Genomic DNA, 15,684 nt, shown 5'->3' on the forward strand with positions numbered 1-15,684 from the left:
GAGGAGCCAAGCGTCACCCCTGCTCCCTGAGGAGCGGAGCGCAGCGGAGCGTCACGAAGGGTCCCCGCACCCGAAGTCCGAACTGGAGAAACAGTGGCCGACACACATCGCATCAACTTCGCCCCCGTCGACATCGAGATGGAGGTCGGCGAGGACGAGACCATCCTCGACGCCGCATTCCGGCAGGGCATCCACCTCATGCACGGGTGCCGGGAGGGCCGGTGCTCGGCGTGCAAGTCCTACATGCTCGACGGTGACGTCCAGATGGACGACTACTCGACCTTCGCCTGCAACGACGCCGAGGAGGCCGAAGGGTATGTCCTGCTCTGCCGCACGTACGCCTACAGCGACTGCGACATCGAACTGCTGAACTTCGACGAGGACGAATTGCTCGGCGGCGCACCGATCCAGGACGTACGCACGCGGGTCACCGCGGTCGAGCCGATGACCAAGGACATCGTGTCCCTGCGACTCGACGTGGTCGAGCCGGCCACCTTCGAGTTCAAACCCGGTCAGTACGTGGACCTCTCGATCCCCGGTACCGAGGAGAAGCGGTCCTTCTCGATCGCCACCACCCAGTCGACCCCCGACAAACTCGAGTTCCTGATCAAGAAGTACCCGGGCGGAGTGTTCGCCGGCATGCTCGAGAACGGACTCGAACCGGGCACCGAGATCATGGTCAACGGCCCGTACGGGTCATGCACCCTCCGCAACGGGCACGTACTCCCGATCGTCTGCATCGGCGGCGGCGCCGGAATGGCACCGCTGCTGTCCCTCCTCCGGCACATCAGCGAGTCGGAGATCGTCCGCCCGGTGCGCTTCTACTACGGTGCCCGCACCGCGGCCGATCTCTTCTGCCTCGACGAGATCGCCTCTCTCGGCGAGAAGATCGCCGACTTCAGCTTCACCGCATGCTTGTCCGAGTCCGCCGCCGACGCACCCGCAGGCGTCTCCGTGGCCGAGGGCAACGTCACCGACATCGTCAACGGATGCGAATCCGATCTGTCCCGAACGGAGGTGTACTTCTGCGGACCCCCGCCCATGGTCGACGCGGCGTTGGCTCTCGCCGAACAACATTCGGTGCCCCGTGACCAGATCTTCTACGACAGTTTCACCAGCCCGGCATTCGACTAGCCAGCTCGACACCCCAACAGCCGCCGAACGAGGAGGAGCGCGCAGTATGTCCGCACCCACCGCCCCCAGATCCAACCAGCGAGAACGCAGTTTCCCGTCCATCGAGTTCACCGACGCCGAAGCCGGCGCCAAGGATTTCCCGAGTTCCAAGAGCCGCAAGTACAGCTACTATCAGCCGGCCAAGAAGCGCGCGACGATGTACGAGGACGTCACCGTCGACGTACAGCCCGATCCCGAACGGCACCTGAGTCAGGGCTGGATCTACGGCTTCGGCAACGGTCCCGGCGGCTACCCGCAGGAGTGGACGACGGCGAAGTCGAGCAACTGGCACGCCTTCCTCGACCCGAACGAGGAGTGGGACCAGACGATCTACCGGAACAACTCAGCGGTCGTCCACCAGGTCGACCTGTGCCTGCAGAACGCCAAGCGGGCACGCGCGTACGATTCGTGGAATTCGCCGTGGCTCAAGTTCATCGAGCGAAATCTCGGAGCCTGGATGCACGCCGAGAACGGGCTGGCACTCCACGTGTTCACCTCCATCCAGCGGTCGGGCCCGACCAACATGATCAACACCGCCGTGGCCGTGAACGCCGCACACAAGATGCGCTTCGCCCAGGATCTCGCGCTGTTCAACCTCGACCTGTCCGAGGCCGAGGAGGAGTTCGACGGCGAGGCACACAAAGAGGTGTGGCAGGCAGCACCGGAGTGGCAGCCGACCCGCGAGGTGGTCGAACGGCTGACCGCAGTCGGTGACTGGTGCGAGCTGCTGTTCGCCACCAACATCGTCTTCGAGCAGCTCGTCGGATCGCTCTTCCGCTCGGAGCTGGTCATGCAGGTCGCCGCGCGCAACGGCGACTACATCACCCCGACCATCGTCGGCACCGGTGAGCACGACTACGACCGCGACCTGGCCTACACACGCAGCCTCTTCCGAATCCTCACGCGCGACGAGCAGTTCGGCGACGAGAACAAGGAGCTGTTCGGCCAGTGGCTCGCCGTGTGGGTCCCCCGGTGTCTCGACGCAGCCCGTGCCTTGCAACCGATCTGGTCGCAGCCGGCGGACAAGTCGATCACGTTCGCCACCAGCCTGGACGCGGCAACCGCCAAGTTCACCGACCTGCTGACATCCATCGATGTCGCCATCCCCGAGGAGTTGAGCAAGTGACCATGCAATTCGGCGCGGAGACCGAGTTCTCCAACATGTGCGGCGTGACCCTGATGAACACCCCGATCGGCCGGGTCGTCGCCGACGTCATGGGAGCGAAAGACGGGGTCGAACTGACCGAATACCCGTCCATGATCCGCGTGGACGGGGTCAACCGGCTCGAGTTCGACTACGACGAGCTGACCGACGCACTCGGCCAGGACTTCGACGGATCGATCTTCGAGGAGATCAGCTCCACCCACTACGGACGGATGGTGCACCTCGACGACCGGACCTTCCTGTTCGCCAGTCCGGAGGACGCTGCCGAGTACATCGGGTTCGACCTCACCGCCCAGGGCTGACGCTCGAACCCGAGCCCACCAGGCATGCGTCGGGGGGGCCCCCCCCCCCGCCCCCCCGCCCCCCCCCCCCCCCCCCCCCCCCCCCACGAAGGGTTTGGCGACGCATCTCACCAGGACCCTTCGTGACGGCCTCCGCAAGCTCCGGCCTCCTCAGGGAGCAGTGGGTGGGCCCGCTCCGAGACAACGAGTTCCGTCGCGGTCCACGACGGCCGTCGGGCCGCAGATACTGAGGAGCGAGCTTACGAGTGTCGCCCTCAGAGAACGAGCGTGACAGTGATGGCGACCGCGCAGGCCAGGCCGATCACGATGAGCGCCACCACATCTGCGCGCCCGGGGCCGGCTTGATGGGCGGTCAGGCGGCCGGTGCCGCCGCGGGCGGTGATCGCCTCGGACATCTCGGCGCTGCGTCGGAGCGCCGACGACATCGCCGCGGTGATCAGATCCATGATCCCCATCTCCGCCGACGGATGGTCGCTGCGGCCCTTGGCCGTCGGCCGGAGGCGATGCGCCGCACGCAGCATCCGCAACTCCTCGATGAGCAGCGGAAGACCCCTGAGACACAACGCGATCGCGACCGCCCACTCGTCGACGGGCAGCCGGAGCCACCGCAGCGGGCGCATCAGCCGCGCCAGCGCCGGCGCCACGTCGGCCATGGGAGTGGTCCAGATGACGAGGATCGAACTGGCGACGAGGACGAGTGCCAAGGTGATCGCGCGTAGGAAGACCAGGGCGCCGGGAATGCCGGCGAACGACACGTTGAACGCGACGCCGATGCCGATCAGACCCCAGAACCACCACGGCGGACGAGGTATGGCGCCCAACGGGATTCCCGCGACGAGGGCGGTGATCACCACCACCGCGGCGACCATGCCCAGCGCCGGCCACGACGGCAGCACCCAGGTCATGATCCCGAGGATCAGCACGATCACGAGTTTGGTCCCCGCCCACAGCCGGTGCACGAACGAGTCGCCGGGCACCTGCCGCAGCGGGACGGTACGCATCGTCATCGGGTTCCTCCGTCCCAGCCGGGAGCCTGGTCGATCATCTGCTGCGAATCGGGCAGAAGACGTCCGTCGACCAGTCGGACCCGCCGGGTGCACACCGACTCCAACGACTCGAAGTCGTGCGAGATGATCACGATGGTCATCCCGTCGGCGCGGAGCCGGGCCAGCAGTGCGACGATCTCCTCGCGTGCCGGCGGATCGAGACCGGCCAGCGGCTCGTCCAGGACCAGCAGGTCGGGATGGCGCGCGATGAGACCGGCCAGCACGACGCGCCGCATCTGTCCGCCCGACAGCGCGTCGACCTTGGTGACCGCCATCCGGCGCGGCAACCCGACGAGTTCGAGGACCCGGGCGACCTCGGCGGTGCCCACCTTCTCACCACCGGCCGCCATGATCTCGTCGGCGACGGTGACCTTCTGCAGTTGCAGACGCGCGTGCTGGAATCCGAGTCCGACCGCGCCGACCCGCTCCGTCATCGGCGTTCCGGTGTCGAAACCCGCTCCGGGAGTGATCTTCTCGTGGATGTCCAGCAGACGGCAGGTACCGGTCCCGGGCGGGAGCAGGCCGGCCATGATCCACGCGAGTGTCGTCTTGCCCGATCCGTTGCCGCCGACGACGAGGAGTCCCTCGCCGCGGTAGACCGTCAGCGAGATGTCCTGCAGGGCAACGACCTCCCACGGTGAGCCCGGCAGGTGCGCGTAACCCACCTGGTCGAGCACGAGGAGCGGCCCGCCGATCCGCGAGGTCGGTGCGGGCGGGGGCGACGGGCGCGGGTTCGGCGCGCCCAGGTCGGCGTCGGGACCCGGCATCCAGTCGGGCGCGTGCGGCACGAGGCGTCCCCCGGCCAGGTGGATCACCCGATCGGCCGCCGCCGCCTCGCTGCCGCGGTGCGTCACCAGGACGACGGCGATCCCCCGGCGTGCCGGGAGGCCCGCCAGCAGCGCCAGCAATTGTCCCCGGCCTTCCGGGTCGACCATCGACGTCACCTCGTCGGCGATGAGGAGCTGCGGATCCCGGGCGAGCGCCGCGGCGATTGCCAGCCGCTGTTGCTGACCGCCGGACAGGTCCGTGGTCTCCCGGTCACCGAGTCCGGCGAGACCGACCTCGTCGAGCAGTGCTTCGACATCGACGTCGACGCCGGGCGGCAGACCCCAGACGACGTCGTCGGCAACGCGGGAACCCAGCATCTGTATCTCTGGACGCTGCAGGACGAGCGCGGTCCCGCCGTGCGCGCCCAGACCGGGCAGGCCCGGCCGGTGGACCACACCGGTGGACGGGTCACGCCCGGCCAGGATCTTCGCCAGCGTCGACTTCCCGGAACCGTTGGCGCCGACGACGGCGACGAACTCACCGGGATCGATCCGCAGGTCGATGTCGTGCAGCACCGGGCGCGCCTCCGGTGCGTAGGCGAATCCGACATGTTCGAAGACCACCGGAAGCGGCGCGATGCCCGGATCGTGGGCCGCGGTGACCACCGCGGCCGGGGCGAACCCCGACGGGACGGCATCGAGCGTGTCCTCGCTCGGCACGTCCCGCAGCCTGCTGATCACGGAACCGAGGATCCACCACGCGACGAGCAGCGAGATCGCGGTGCCGAGGGTTCCCGACACCCAGACCCACACCCACCAGTCGTCAGCGATGCTCCGGCTCATGGCGTCGAGCCCATCGGCGACGCCGCCGGTCGGGCCCCATCCGTGCAGCCACTTCGCGACGCCGTGGATGGAGTTGGTCATCGCCTCGATCGTCAGCTCACGCAGCGGCACCAGGATCAGGAGGATCAGCACGGAGATCCCACCGAGCACCGGCGAGGCGACCAGCGTGGCGACCCCGAGCACACCGATCCCCCGGCCCCGGCGCTTGATGTCGCCGACCAGGCCGCCGACCAGCGCGGATCCGAGGACGGTTGCCATCGCGCCGGTGCCCGCCATCGCGAACGCGACCGCGGTGGTGGCGACCGTGGCGGTGACCAGGGCCCGCGGCCGCGTACGCGCCGCGATGAGTGCGAGCGGCACCGGGGCGAGCAGTCCGGCGGCCTGGGCCAGTGGGATGACCGACGCGATGACCACCGCCGCGACGGTCAGTCCGCCGAAGATCGCGACGGACGCGAACTCCATGGGTCGCAGCGGGGGCGAGTTCTTCACCGGTCCAGTGTGCCTGGTGTCGTCGCCCCCACCGGCGGGGACAGTGCTCCGCGACCACCGCTGTCGTTCGTTCGCATGTTAAAGATCCATCACAACACGGTGATTCGAGTTGTCGACGCCTCGTCACCGGTGGAAGGTCTTCTCACCAGGGTCGGCCGTCGGTCCCCAGTCCGTGGATCACCCCGAGGTCGTGCCCGGGTCGGAGGAGGACATGATGCAATCGATTCCGATCGGCCTCACACCGTTCCAGCACGAGGGCACGCTGAACGGCATTCTCATCTCGGGCCGCTGGCCGGAGTCGACGCTCGAGTGGACGCAGACGCTGGTGGCCTCGGTCCGGATCGCCTGCCGGCCGGGTTTCCTGCCCACGACGACGATCTTCGGCGTGGTCGAGCAGCGTCCGGAGCAGGGTGAGGCGGACACCGTCGGGATGATGGTCGCGATCGGCAATGTCGTCGACGACAGCTTCGTCGAGGCGGGCCGCTTCCTGAACAATCCGCCGGCGCTGGTCATGCTGCATCCCCCGTCGCAGACGCGCCCGTCCCTTCCCGAGTGTTCTCAGGTCGCCTCCGGGTGCGTGCTGCTGCCCGGACTCCCCGAACTCGGGCTCGAACACCGGGCGGGATGGGCCGAGGCGGAGGCCGACGGCACGGTGGTCAACCTCCGCAATCAGGTGGGTATCGACCCCAACGCCGACCCCGACACCGCGGTGCTGGCCATGCTTCTCGCAGCGTAGGGCGGGGCGGCCGCCCGAAGGCCGTACGACGGGTCACCGACCGCGTGGATACGGGTCCCCGAACATCTGATTTTGATGTCCCTACCTGCGGAAATACGGGTCTTCGACGAGTTGCGTCCGCGAGTTAGCGCTGACTAACCTGGCGTCCGTGATTGCCGCCCTGCTCCTCAGCTTCGGCGTGATCTTCGTGGCCGAACTCGGTGACAAGTCACAGCTGATGGCGATGACCTACGCCCTGCGCTATCGCTGGTGGGTCATCCTCCTCGCGATCACTGTGGCCACAACCGCAGTGCACGCGGTCTCGGTGTTCTTCGGCCACTTCCTCGGTCTGTCGATACCCACCACGCTCCTGACGATCCTCGCCGGCCTGGCGATGCTTGTCTTCGGCCTCTGGACGCTGCGCGGAGACCGGCTCGACGACGAGGAGTCCAACCGGGCGACCCGCGTCGGCGCCTCGGTGTTCTTCGCCGTCATGTCGGCGTTCTTCCTCGCCGAACTGGGCGACAAGACCATGCTCGCGACCATCACGCTGGCCACCGACAACGACTGGCTCGGGGTCTGGATCGGGTCCACGCTCGGCATGGTCGCCGCCGACGCTCTCGCCATCGGCGTGGGTGTGCTCCTCGGCCGCCACCTCCCCGAGCGCGTCATCGCGATCGGCGCGGCAGTTCTCTTCTTCGCGTTCGCGGCCTGGCTCATCACCGACGGTCTGATCGGTGCGTCGGTGCCCGTGATCGCCGGCACGCTCAGTGCAGTCGTGATCATCACCGGGATCGGCATCGTGCTGATCCGCCGGGAGAACCGCCTCCGTTCCGACGAGGGCGTCCGAGCGCTCGTTCGGTAATTCAGGGGGTCTTTCGCGGTTGGTGCGAGCCGTCTGACTATCGTGAAACTGCAGCACGAGCCGGAGCGGCGTCGCCGACGACGGCGGCGCGGCCGGCAGGAGAACGGGTCGGGTACCGCGAAAGGATCACCTCACACATGGACGTTTCAGGCGCTTCCGTACTGGTCACCGGCGGGGCCTCCGGCCTCGGTGCGGCCACCGCACGGCGTTTCGCCGCAGCCGGCGCCCAGGTCTTCGGCCTCGACCTGCAGGCCTCGATCGACAAGGCCGCGCCCACCGACGGAGTCACGCTGGTCGCGGCCGACGTCACCGACGAGACCCAGGTCCAGGCCGTCATCGACACCATCGCCGAGTCCGGGGCACCGCTGCGTGTCGCGGTCAACTGCGCCGGCGTCGGCTGGGCCGCACGGATACTCGGCAAGAAGGGCCCGCACGAGCTCGACCTCTTCCGCAAGGTCATCGACATCAACCTGGTCGGCACCTTCAACGTCATGCGACTGGCCGCCAACCGCATGCAGGAAGAGTCCACCATCGACGGCGACGGTCAGCGCGGCGTCATCATCAACACCGCATCGGTGGCCGCGTTCGAAGGCCAGATCGGTCAGATCGCCTACGCGGCGTCGAAGGGTGGTGTGCACGCGATGACCATCTCGGCGGCTCGCGACCTCGCACGCGTCGGCGTGCGCGTGTGCACCATCGCCCCCGGCACCATCAGCACGCCGATGCTGGCTGGTGTCACCCCCGAGTTCCAGAAGACCCTCGCCGAGGGCATCCCGTTTCCGCAACGTCTCGGCGAGCCCGACGAGTACGCGCAATTGGCGGAATTCATCGTCGCGCACAACTACCTCAACGGAGAGACCATCCGCATGGACGGCGCGATCCGGATGGCGCCGCGCTAGTCCGACCGACCCGCCTTGTTCACCTGAGGCGACTTCGCCTGTTCGAGGGCCGGCCGGCGCGTCACCGGTCGGCCGGCTCCTCGACCAACTGCACGGCGTCGAGCGCCCGGGCCAGTCTGATCAACGGCACGGCATCAGCTTCGAGACCCTCGCCATCGGCCGGCGCCAGGTCTCGGACGGCACCGCCGTCACCCTCACGCGGATCGTGTCCGGCCACGGCGGCCCGCAACAGCCTCGCCTGCACCTCGGGTTCGGCATACCCGAACACCGCCGGGACCCGAGGACTCAACTGCGTCAACGCGTCTCGGGTCTCGACGACGCGCCGATGCAATCGGGTGGTCGGTGTCAGCCGGCCGGCATCCGGTAGCACCACTTCGGGGACCGCGTCGGTCACCAGTCGCCACAGGGGCACGAGTTCGGCGTCGAGGCGTCGACGACGCCGGTTGGCCGCGACCGACTGAACCCGCGCGTAGACCATCGGATAGCTGATCCCCATCAGGAACGTGACGACGCCGACGATGGCGACGGCCCGATTCGTCGTCAGGAGCCACGGCGACCGAACGACGTTCGTCGCGGACACGATCACGAACACGATCTGACAGACCGCGCCGACCGCGAGACACGTCAGACCCGTCATCAGAAGGCCAAGGGACACACGGAGATAGCCGTCCGCCGTCGCATAGAACTTGCGGACGCTGTTGACGCAGGCGACGAAGCCGTAGGCGAGGTAGCCGCTGGCGATCAGCATGAACAGCGCGAAACCCCAGTTCTGGACGGTCCATTCGTCGATGGTCGCGGTCCGGATCTCGACCGGGATGACCAGCATGGTCACCTGCAGCCCGACGAGTGCCACGACGAGGGGCAACGCCTCCCATCCGGCCCGGCGTTCGCGCGTGACCTTGCCGGGGAAGAAGAACACCACCACGAGCGCCGCGACCCCGATCGCGAGGAGCGCGTAGAACGCCACCCTCGACAGGCCGGTGAAACCGACCTCGTTGAGCACGTCGGCGACCGAGTCGTCGACGACGACGAATGCGAGGGTCAGCGCCGCCACGGCGATCATCATCGCCAGCGGCTGCAACCCCCATCCCGCACGGCGGATCTGATCGAGGCGCCAACAGAACGCGAGGGCGAAGACGACCGCGGCGACGGCGTTGACCGCGCCGATCCCGACGTCCACCCCGGAGGCCAGCAGATTGACCGTCGGGCCCCCGCCCGCGACAGTGATCACGCCCAACAGGGACTCACATTCTTCCCGGTGCCGCAACCGACCGGCGTGTCACAGCCATCCGCGATGACCCCCCAACAGTTTCTGGAGTCCACGCAGTTCGCCGTGCGACGCGGTGCTCCCGACGCCGGTGCCGGCGTCCTCGGCCCAGCCGAGAATCAACGAGGCGAGCATCTCGGCTTCCCACTCGGCGTCGTCGGAGTAGCACGTGCGCCGGAGCGCGGCTGCCGACTCGTCCTGCGTCAGGGCGGCGATCCCCGCCGCCGAGGCCTCACCGAGGATCTGATGGCCGGCGATCAGATGGCCGAACTCGTGGACGACGATCTGGTTGCGGTGCAAGCGTGAGGTGTGGGCCTGGTGGAAGAAGTAGTCCGCGTCGGTCGCGGCCAGCCAGATGCCGTTGGGAACCCCCGCGGGCAATGCATGCTCGATCAACCGGATGGGCCGACCGCGACGGTCACCGTACCGTTCGCAGAGTTGAGCCACGTCGAGGGGCAGATCGAGATCGAGCCCCTTCAGCTCGGCGCGGCACAACGCGCGCAATGCGCGCTCGGATCGACGCATGAGCTCATCGAATCACAAGCGCGTACCACGCCGGAATACAGCCGCGGCGATCGACTTCGCTGGCCTGTCCGGGCCGACACCCCTCGGTCCGGAACGAATGGCTCCGCGAACGCCTCACCGGCGGTCAGTCGTCGCTGTGGTCTCCGACGACGCGAAGCCGCGAATCGGCCGACGGCTTGGTGTCGCTCAGACCGGCCGCGATCACGTCCGGCGGATCCTTGGGCAGACCCTGCTGCTCGCGCAGCACCTTGATCAGCTCGTTCACCACCGTGACCGAATCACTCGACAACCCGGCCAGGCGGAAGGCCGCCAGCTGGACGTTCGTGTCGGCCTGCAACCGCATCAGATCGATCTCGTCGCGGGTACGCTGCGCGGCCCGATCCTCGAGAAAGTAGTGCACGTCGACCCCGAAAGCGGCCGCGATGCCCTCCACCGTGCGGAACGAGGGAGACTTGGCCTTCCCCGATCGCAGTTGGCTCAGATACGACTCGCCGAGTCGGAACCCCCGCTCGGTCGATCGCGCCGCGATCGCCTTCGCGCTGTACGCCCTACCGTTCGGACCAGGAACCGTCCGGAACAGTTCCTCGAGCCGCCGGGCGAACAGCCCGGGGTCGAGAGCATCCGCGTCCGTCGTCCTCGAACGATCGGAGTCGGTGCGTCCGGTGTCGCCCATAGGCTTCTCCGCCCCTCCTGAAGTCATGACAATCTTCTCCGAAACGCAAAATTTGAATTTGCAAGCATTAAAGCCCGCTGTACACGGCCGTTGCAACGATCGGTACGATCAGAAAGTACCGGACCGCCGCGCTCTGCGCGTATCACCTGTGAAGATGGTGTAACGATCGATAGTGTGGCGTTCTTCACATTCATGGGGGTCATGGGTTGCCGACGCGGAACCGTCAGATGAACATTCGGGTTCGGCCCGCGGTGCGCGTCGATCCGCCGCATGGTGTCAGCGACGATGTTTCACCCCCTCGACTGTACGCCTGACGAACGATGAGCCACCGTCTCCCGACCCCCCGCGGCGCCCGTGCCAAGCCGCGTGGTCTCGCTGTCCTTCTGATCGCTCTCGCGGCGATCCTCTTCATCGTCGTCGCGCCCGGAGTTGCGTCGACAGCCCCACCCGGCCCCGATGCGCCAGGCGCCGACTGGGCGGGTGACACCGACTCCGACTCCGACTCCGACAGCGATCCCGATGACACGGACGAAGTCGACGACACCGACACCGACACACCCGCGGGCTCGGCGACCGATGACCCCGAGACGACCGAACCCGAAACCACGGACCCCGAGACCACCGATCCCGAAACCACGGACGAGTCCTCCGCACCGTCCCATCCCACGGACTGCGGTTGTGGATCGTCGCCCATGCCAGGGACGTCGGACACGACGAGCGAGACCACCAGCACGACCACGACCACGACCACGACCACGACCAGTACCGACGATCCGGATCCGTCGGCGTCCGGGCGCGAAACCACGTCCGGGCGCGATGGCGACGGTGACGACCCGTCCCGCGGCACCCGCCGGGAGGAGGACGCTCCCTCGGCGTCCGATGGCGATGTGAGCGAGTCCGACCTGGCCGGGGTCCCCGCGAACACCGGTCCGGCCGTCACCGACGTACCGACGGTCGCCCCGCCTGGTGGAGGTGGTTCGACCGGGCCGACTCCGGACTCCGGCCCCGCGAGCGGGCCGGACACCGATCGTCGTTCTCCACAGCCCGACACCGGTGTCGAATCCGACGGCACCGACACCTCGCAGACGGTTGCGGGTGCAGCGGGTCCGCCGGTCGATCCGCCGCAGGCATCGCCCGGTGTGCCGGAGGACTCGACGTTGACGTCGGTGCGGAAGTTCGTCCTCGGCGTGGCGCCGGGAGCACTGTTGCTGCTCGGCGCCGTCGCCCTGCTCGGCAGCGGGTCGTTCCTCGACTCGTTGCGCTCGATGCGTCCCTGACACGCGGCGACGAGACGTTCGACCCCGCGGTTCGGCTGAGGTCGTCAGCTCGCCCGGAACCGGTCGAGCAGATCCCGCTCGTGCGGCACCTGCGCGGCCGCGCCGTCGGTCATCCACTCGCGCAACACTTTTGTGGCACGGACATCGTCTTCGTTGTATTCGAGAAGTCGCCGGCGCTGCCCGTCGTCGGGGCGCCCGCCCCCGAGCGCGACAGCCGCCCGGTACCACTCCATCGACGCCTCGCCGCTCGCGTCGTCGTCGCGCCACGAGAACCCGGCGACCGGCGCCACTCGTTTCAAGCCCTTGCCCCGCGGGCAGATGAAGTTCTCGCCGACCGCCTCGTAGATGTCCACCCATTCCGACGATGCGATGAAGGCCTGGACCTCGGCGCGCGCCGGGATGCCCGGCTCGCCGGCAAACCTGTCGGCCGACCCCAGCAGCCATCGGTTCTCCGCCTGCTGGGAGTAGCAGTAGGCCGCGAACGTCTTCCCGGCCTCGCGGGCGGCGGCGCGTTCGGCCATGAGCCATCCCCAGAACTCGGCGAACGACCGCGCTTCATCGCGCGTGGGCAGCGGGTCCCAGGTGACGAACGGGCGGTACTCGACGGGCGCGGACGAGTCGGTGGTGTCGGTGCGCAGTGTCCCCCACAGATACGCCCCGTGCTCGCCGTAGCTCTCCATGTCGACGTCGATCTCGATGTCGGCGCGGTGGACCCGCGGCGAGTCGACGCGCCGGACGAGCTCGGTGCCGGTGAGCCAGGCGATCGCGTTGATGATCGCGTCGCCGAACCGGACGCCTCCCGGCCAGCCCTCCGGTGGGGCCCCGCGCTGTGCGGCCAGTTCGTCGATCGTCGTGATCCCGGCATCAATCAGGACCGAACCCTGGTTGCCGCTCGCCACGAGACTGACGTCGCGCTTCTCCTCGAGCTCCGGTCCGCAGCGCACCCACCACGGGCACGAACGGCATTCGCTGATCCGGCGGGGCTCGGTGGGGACCTGCCCACCCGCGACCGCGAGCCGATGCTCGAGGATCGCCGAGTAGTCCTCGAGCATCGCCCCGGTGTCCAGGACGACGATGCAGTCCGCGTCCACGCCGATCACGCCGCCGCGCAACTCTGTCGTGTCGGTCGACGACGCCCTGCCGATCTCCACGAGCATGGCGGTGAGATGAGCCAGCCGGAGGTTGTCCCGTCGGTTCGGCCGGCCGGTCCGATACGGGTCGGGGCTCGGTGCCCACATCCAGAACGGACTGGTCACCAGGCTGGGCGCGCGCCCGTCCGGTTCCGGCGTCGATTTCGCCGGCTGGCTGACCCGGTGGTTGACGACGATGACGGGTGTGTAACCGTCCCCGACCCGCACCAGCAGTTCGGAATGGCCACGGCGCCCGTGCTCCCGGTCGGTCGGCAGGGTCGCGTTCCAGATCCACGACGCCCCGGCGTCGCAGGCACGCAGCGTGGCCGCGACGCGCTCAGCGGTGCTCGCATCGGCGTCGACGACCACGAACGCGCCCGGCTGATCGCTGTGTACCCCCCGGAGCAGCTCGCGGATCGCCGCCCGATGGTCGGCCGCGGCCTCCTTGCGGCGCTGCACGCCAGGCGGATCGGGTTCGTCGGCGGGACGTCTGTCGTGCGCGAAATCGAGGGCGACCCGGTGCTCGCAACCGGCGAGGTCGCGCGGCGACAACACGACAGGGACCACGCCATCCCTTTCCGGGCTCGAACGGACGGACACGTGGTCGGATACAACCACATGTCATGCTTGTACTTGTTATCACGCGCGCCTGACGTCGGGAGCGAAGCGAGCGGGGCCACGAAGTGCGGCGCCGGACGCGATCGAGCGAGCCGGTCGACACCGGCGCCGGGAGCGGAACGAGAGCAGGCCGGGGGTCGACTGCGGTCTTCTCGGCAGCAGCGAAAGGGCATTCGATGGGATTGTTCTCCTCCGACGGTACGACTCGTGCTCAGCGCAAGGCAGAGGCCAAGGCTCTCAAGGCGAAAGCCAAGCTGGAGGCCAAGTTCGACGCCAAGTCGCGGCGCAAGGAACAAAAGGCCCGGCGCAAGAACGAGCACAAGTACTTCCAGAAGGAGATGAAGGCCGAGCGCAAGACCGCCAAGCAGCTCGCCAAGTCCCAGACGAAGGTGAGCAAGGCCGAGGCGAAGAAGTTCGCCGTCGAGGCGCAGGCCGCGGCCGACGCGAAGGCTCTCAGCCCGGCCAGCGTGAAGCGCTACCTCACCGTCGCCCGGCTCGTGGCACCGATCGCCGCACCCGTCGTCTACCGGGCCGCGGTCGCCGGACGCGAACAGCTCTCCACACTGCAGGCGAACCGCGCGGGGGTCTCACCGGAGGTGTTGCGCCAGTTCAGCGGTCACGGAGCGACCCTGTCCGCGCGGATCGCGACCACCCGTACGGCACTGGAGAAGGTCGTCGCGCAGGACACCAGCTCCGACTCCACGGATTTCGTCGCGGCGATGACCAAGCGCCTCGACAATCTGGACATCGCGGTGCAGACCGCCGAGACGATGTCGGCCGGTCAGCGCCGCACCGCCCACAAGTCCATCGCCGACGAACTCGAAGCCGTCGACGCCGACATCCTCGCGCGGCTCGGGGTCCGTTCCTGACCCACGGTCCGAGCCGGGTCCTCGCCGCGCCGGTGGGCGGCGGCCCGTCGGGTGAGATCGGCGAGCGATCAGCGGCACGTGTGGAACAGGCTGCGGGATCCGGTCGCCGGTGCCCGGTTCCGGGGCACACCATTAGGATGGGTGCGAACGTGTCGCGCGGCGCAGCAGTTGCCGGGCGCCTGCCGGACACTTGCGAGGGAGCGCCGTATGACCGAGCCGGATCCGAACGCCACTCCGTCCGCCGGTGAGTCGAACCAAGACGAGCAGGCGCTGTTCCCGATTGCCGCACCGGAAGAGTCCGCCTCCGTACCCGACGCCGCACCCGCCGCGTCGGTAGCGAAGAAGGCCTCGCCGGAGACGGCGGCCGCCGAATCCGGCGGCGACAAGCTCCCGCCGAAGAAGGCGGCGAAGAAGAGCCCCGCGAAAAAGGCGCCGGCCAAGAAGAGCCCCGCGAAAAAGGCCGCCGGGGCCGCACCGGCGAAGAAGTCGGCAGCCAAGAAGGCGCCGCCGAAGTCGGCGCCGCCCGCCCCGGAGCCAGTGGATCCGCCGACTCCGACCCCGGAACCCGAAGCGCCTCAGGTGTCGTCGGCCACGACCCCGGCGTCGCCCCCCGAGCCGCCGGTGACGCACTCCCCGAAGCCGGCCCCGACCGCGTCCTCGGCCCCCGCGCCCGCCGATCCCACGCCCGCGCCCACACACCCGCCGGTCGATGTGGTCGCCGAATCAGACGCCGCCCGTGCGACTTTCGCGCAGTTGCGATCGGGTTCGCCCACCGAACCCCCGACCACCAATCTCACGCCCGCGTATGCCGGACTCGCAGCTGTGGTCGCGCTGATCGTCTTCGTCGTGTTACGCCGAGTCCTGCGCTGACGGTCCCACCGCCGACCGGGCGGTGGTCGACCCGTTCGCCGGGGCGAGATCGCCGACCCGGTCGAGAACCGCGGCGACAACGTCGTCGGCGTGCGCTTCCGGCAGCCAATGGTCGGCGCCGCGCAACGCGATGAACTCGTACTTCGCGTCGACCCACCCCGAACACAGGCGGGCCGCCTCCTCGCCGATCG

15 protein-coding genes and 1 pseudogene are annotated in these 15,684 nt (G+C 68.5%); 9 read left to right on the top strand and 7 right to left on the bottom strand.

Annotated elements, in window-relative coordinates; all coding sequences use genetic code 11:
• The first annotated feature begins 93 nt into the window (after positions 1-93).
• From M4D77_RS20600 to mimD, 3 genes are read left to right on the top strand one after another with little or no spacing between them, the layout of a single operon-like run.
• Positions 94-1,134, top strand: coding sequence for a 2Fe-2S iron-sulfur cluster-binding protein (locus tag M4D77_RS20600; protein WP_078113346.1), 1,041 nt, complete (start codon positions 94-96; stop codon positions 1,132-1,134).
• Positions 1,135-1,180: 46 nt separating this feature from the next.
• Positions 1,181-2,299, top strand: a complete 1,119-nt coding sequence (locus tag M4D77_RS20605; RefSeq protein ID WP_078113345.1) for an aromatic/alkene monooxygenase hydroxylase subunit beta — start codon at positions 1,181-1,183, stop codon at positions 2,297-2,299.
• A gap of 2 nt (positions 2,300-2,301) precedes the next feature.
• Positions 2,302-2,640, top strand: coding sequence for a propane 2-monooxygenase effector subunit MimD (gene mimD, locus M4D77_RS20610; RefSeq protein ID WP_176455943.1), 339 nt, complete (start codon positions 2,302-2,304; stop codon positions 2,638-2,640).
• A gap of 254 nt (positions 2,641-2,894) precedes the next feature.
• On the opposite strand, the gene M4D77_RS20615 is transcribed toward mimD, so the two are convergent.
• Together M4D77_RS20615 and M4D77_RS20620 are read right to left on the bottom strand one after the other, a co-directional pair.
• Positions 2,895-3,647 carry an energy-coupling factor transporter transmembrane protein EcfT gene (locus tag M4D77_RS20615; RefSeq protein ID WP_065631284.1) on the bottom strand — a complete coding sequence of 251 codons (753 nt, stop codon included), beginning with the start codon at positions 3,645-3,647 and terminating at the stop codon, positions 2,895-2,897.
• Complete coding sequence (locus M4D77_RS20620; protein ID WP_259937242.1) at positions 3,644-5,785, bottom strand: ABC transporter ATP-binding protein; 2,142 nt, start codon at positions 5,783-5,785, stop codon at positions 3,644-3,646. Before M4D77_RS20620 ends, M4D77_RS20615 begins: the two co-directional genes overlap by 4 nt.
• A 214-nt stretch (positions 5,786-5,999) precedes the next feature.
• Between M4D77_RS20620 and M4D77_RS20625 the strand changes: the two genes are divergently transcribed.
• From M4D77_RS20625 to M4D77_RS20635, 3 genes are all read left to right on the top strand, one after another.
• Entirely contained in the window at positions 6,000-6,521 is a 522-nt protein-coding gene (locus M4D77_RS20625) for a hypothetical protein (protein WP_058253731.1), read from the top strand.
• 148 nt (positions 6,522-6,669) lie between these two features.
• Positions 6,670-7,365, top strand: a complete 696-nt coding sequence (locus M4D77_RS20630) for a TMEM165/GDT1 family protein (RefSeq protein WP_259937244.1) — start codon at positions 6,670-6,672, stop codon at positions 7,363-7,365.
• Between the two features lie 137 nt (positions 7,366-7,502).
• Positions 7,503-8,264, top strand: coding sequence for an SDR family NAD(P)-dependent oxidoreductase (locus tag M4D77_RS20635; RefSeq protein ID WP_165629234.1), 762 nt, complete (start codon positions 7,503-7,505; stop codon positions 8,262-8,264).
• A gap of 61 nt (positions 8,265-8,325) precedes the next feature.
• On the opposite strand, the gene M4D77_RS20640 is transcribed toward M4D77_RS20635, so the two are convergent.
• The 3 genes from M4D77_RS20640 to M4D77_RS20650 all read right to left on the bottom strand — a co-directional run bounded on the left by M4D77_RS20640 (position 8,326) and on the right by M4D77_RS20650 (position 10,756).
• A complete protein-coding gene (locus M4D77_RS20640; RefSeq protein WP_137809850.1) occupies positions 8,326-9,501 on the bottom strand; it encodes an MAB_1171c family putative transporter in 1,176 nt (391 codons plus the stop codon).
• A gap of 42 nt (positions 9,502-9,543) precedes the next feature.
• A complete protein-coding gene (locus M4D77_RS20645) occupies positions 9,544-10,056 on the bottom strand; it encodes a hypothetical protein (protein WP_058253708.1) in 513 nt (170 codons plus the stop codon).
• Positions 10,057-10,180: 124 nt separating this feature from the next.
• Positions 10,181-10,756 carry a helix-turn-helix transcriptional regulator gene (locus tag M4D77_RS20650; RefSeq protein WP_058253707.1) on the bottom strand — a complete coding sequence of 192 codons (576 nt, stop codon included), beginning with the start codon at positions 10,754-10,756 and terminating at the stop codon, positions 10,181-10,183.
• 293 nt (positions 10,757-11,049) lie between these two features.
• Between M4D77_RS20650 and M4D77_RS20655 the strand changes: the two genes are divergently transcribed.
• The gene (locus tag M4D77_RS20655; protein WP_259937246.1) at positions 11,050-12,006 is read left to right on the top strand and encodes a hypothetical protein; all 957 of its coding nucleotides are present in this window, start codon (positions 11,050-11,052) and stop codon (positions 12,004-12,006) included.
• Positions 12,007-12,050: 44 nt separating this feature from the next.
• On the opposite strand, the gene M4D77_RS20660 is transcribed toward M4D77_RS20655, so the two are convergent.
• Positions 12,051-13,703 (bottom strand): TM0106 family RecB-like putative nuclease, encoded by a 1,653-nt coding sequence (locus M4D77_RS20660; RefSeq protein ID WP_058253705.1) that lies wholly within the window; start codon positions 13,701-13,703, stop codon positions 12,051-12,053.
• A gap of 227 nt (positions 13,704-13,930) precedes the next feature.
• On the opposite strand from M4D77_RS20660, the gene M4D77_RS20665 reads away from it, so the two are divergent.
• Both M4D77_RS20665 and M4D77_RS20670 read left to right on the top strand, forming a co-directional pair.
• Entirely contained in the window at positions 13,931-14,623 is a 693-nt protein-coding gene (locus M4D77_RS20665) for a DUF6474 family protein (protein WP_068969999.1), read from the top strand.
• Positions 14,624-14,830: 207 nt separating this feature from the next.
• Positions 14,831-15,493 (top strand): hypothetical protein, encoded by a 663-nt coding sequence (locus M4D77_RS20670; RefSeq protein WP_259937247.1) that lies wholly within the window; start codon positions 14,831-14,833, stop codon positions 15,491-15,493.
• Here the strand turns inward: M4D77_RS20670 and M4D77_RS20675 are convergent.
• A pseudogene (locus tag M4D77_RS20675) lies at positions 15,473-15,684 on the bottom strand (alpha/beta hydrolase); the annotation flags it as partial. The gene M4D77_RS20670 and the pseudogene M4D77_RS20675 sit on opposite strands and share 21 nt — an antisense overlap.

Origin of the sequence: Gordonia sp. p3-SID1431 (assembly GCF_025143765.1) — a bacterium.
Taxonomy (GTDB): domain Bacteria; phylum Actinomycetota; class Actinomycetes; order Mycobacteriales; family Mycobacteriaceae; genus Gordonia; species Gordonia hongkongensis.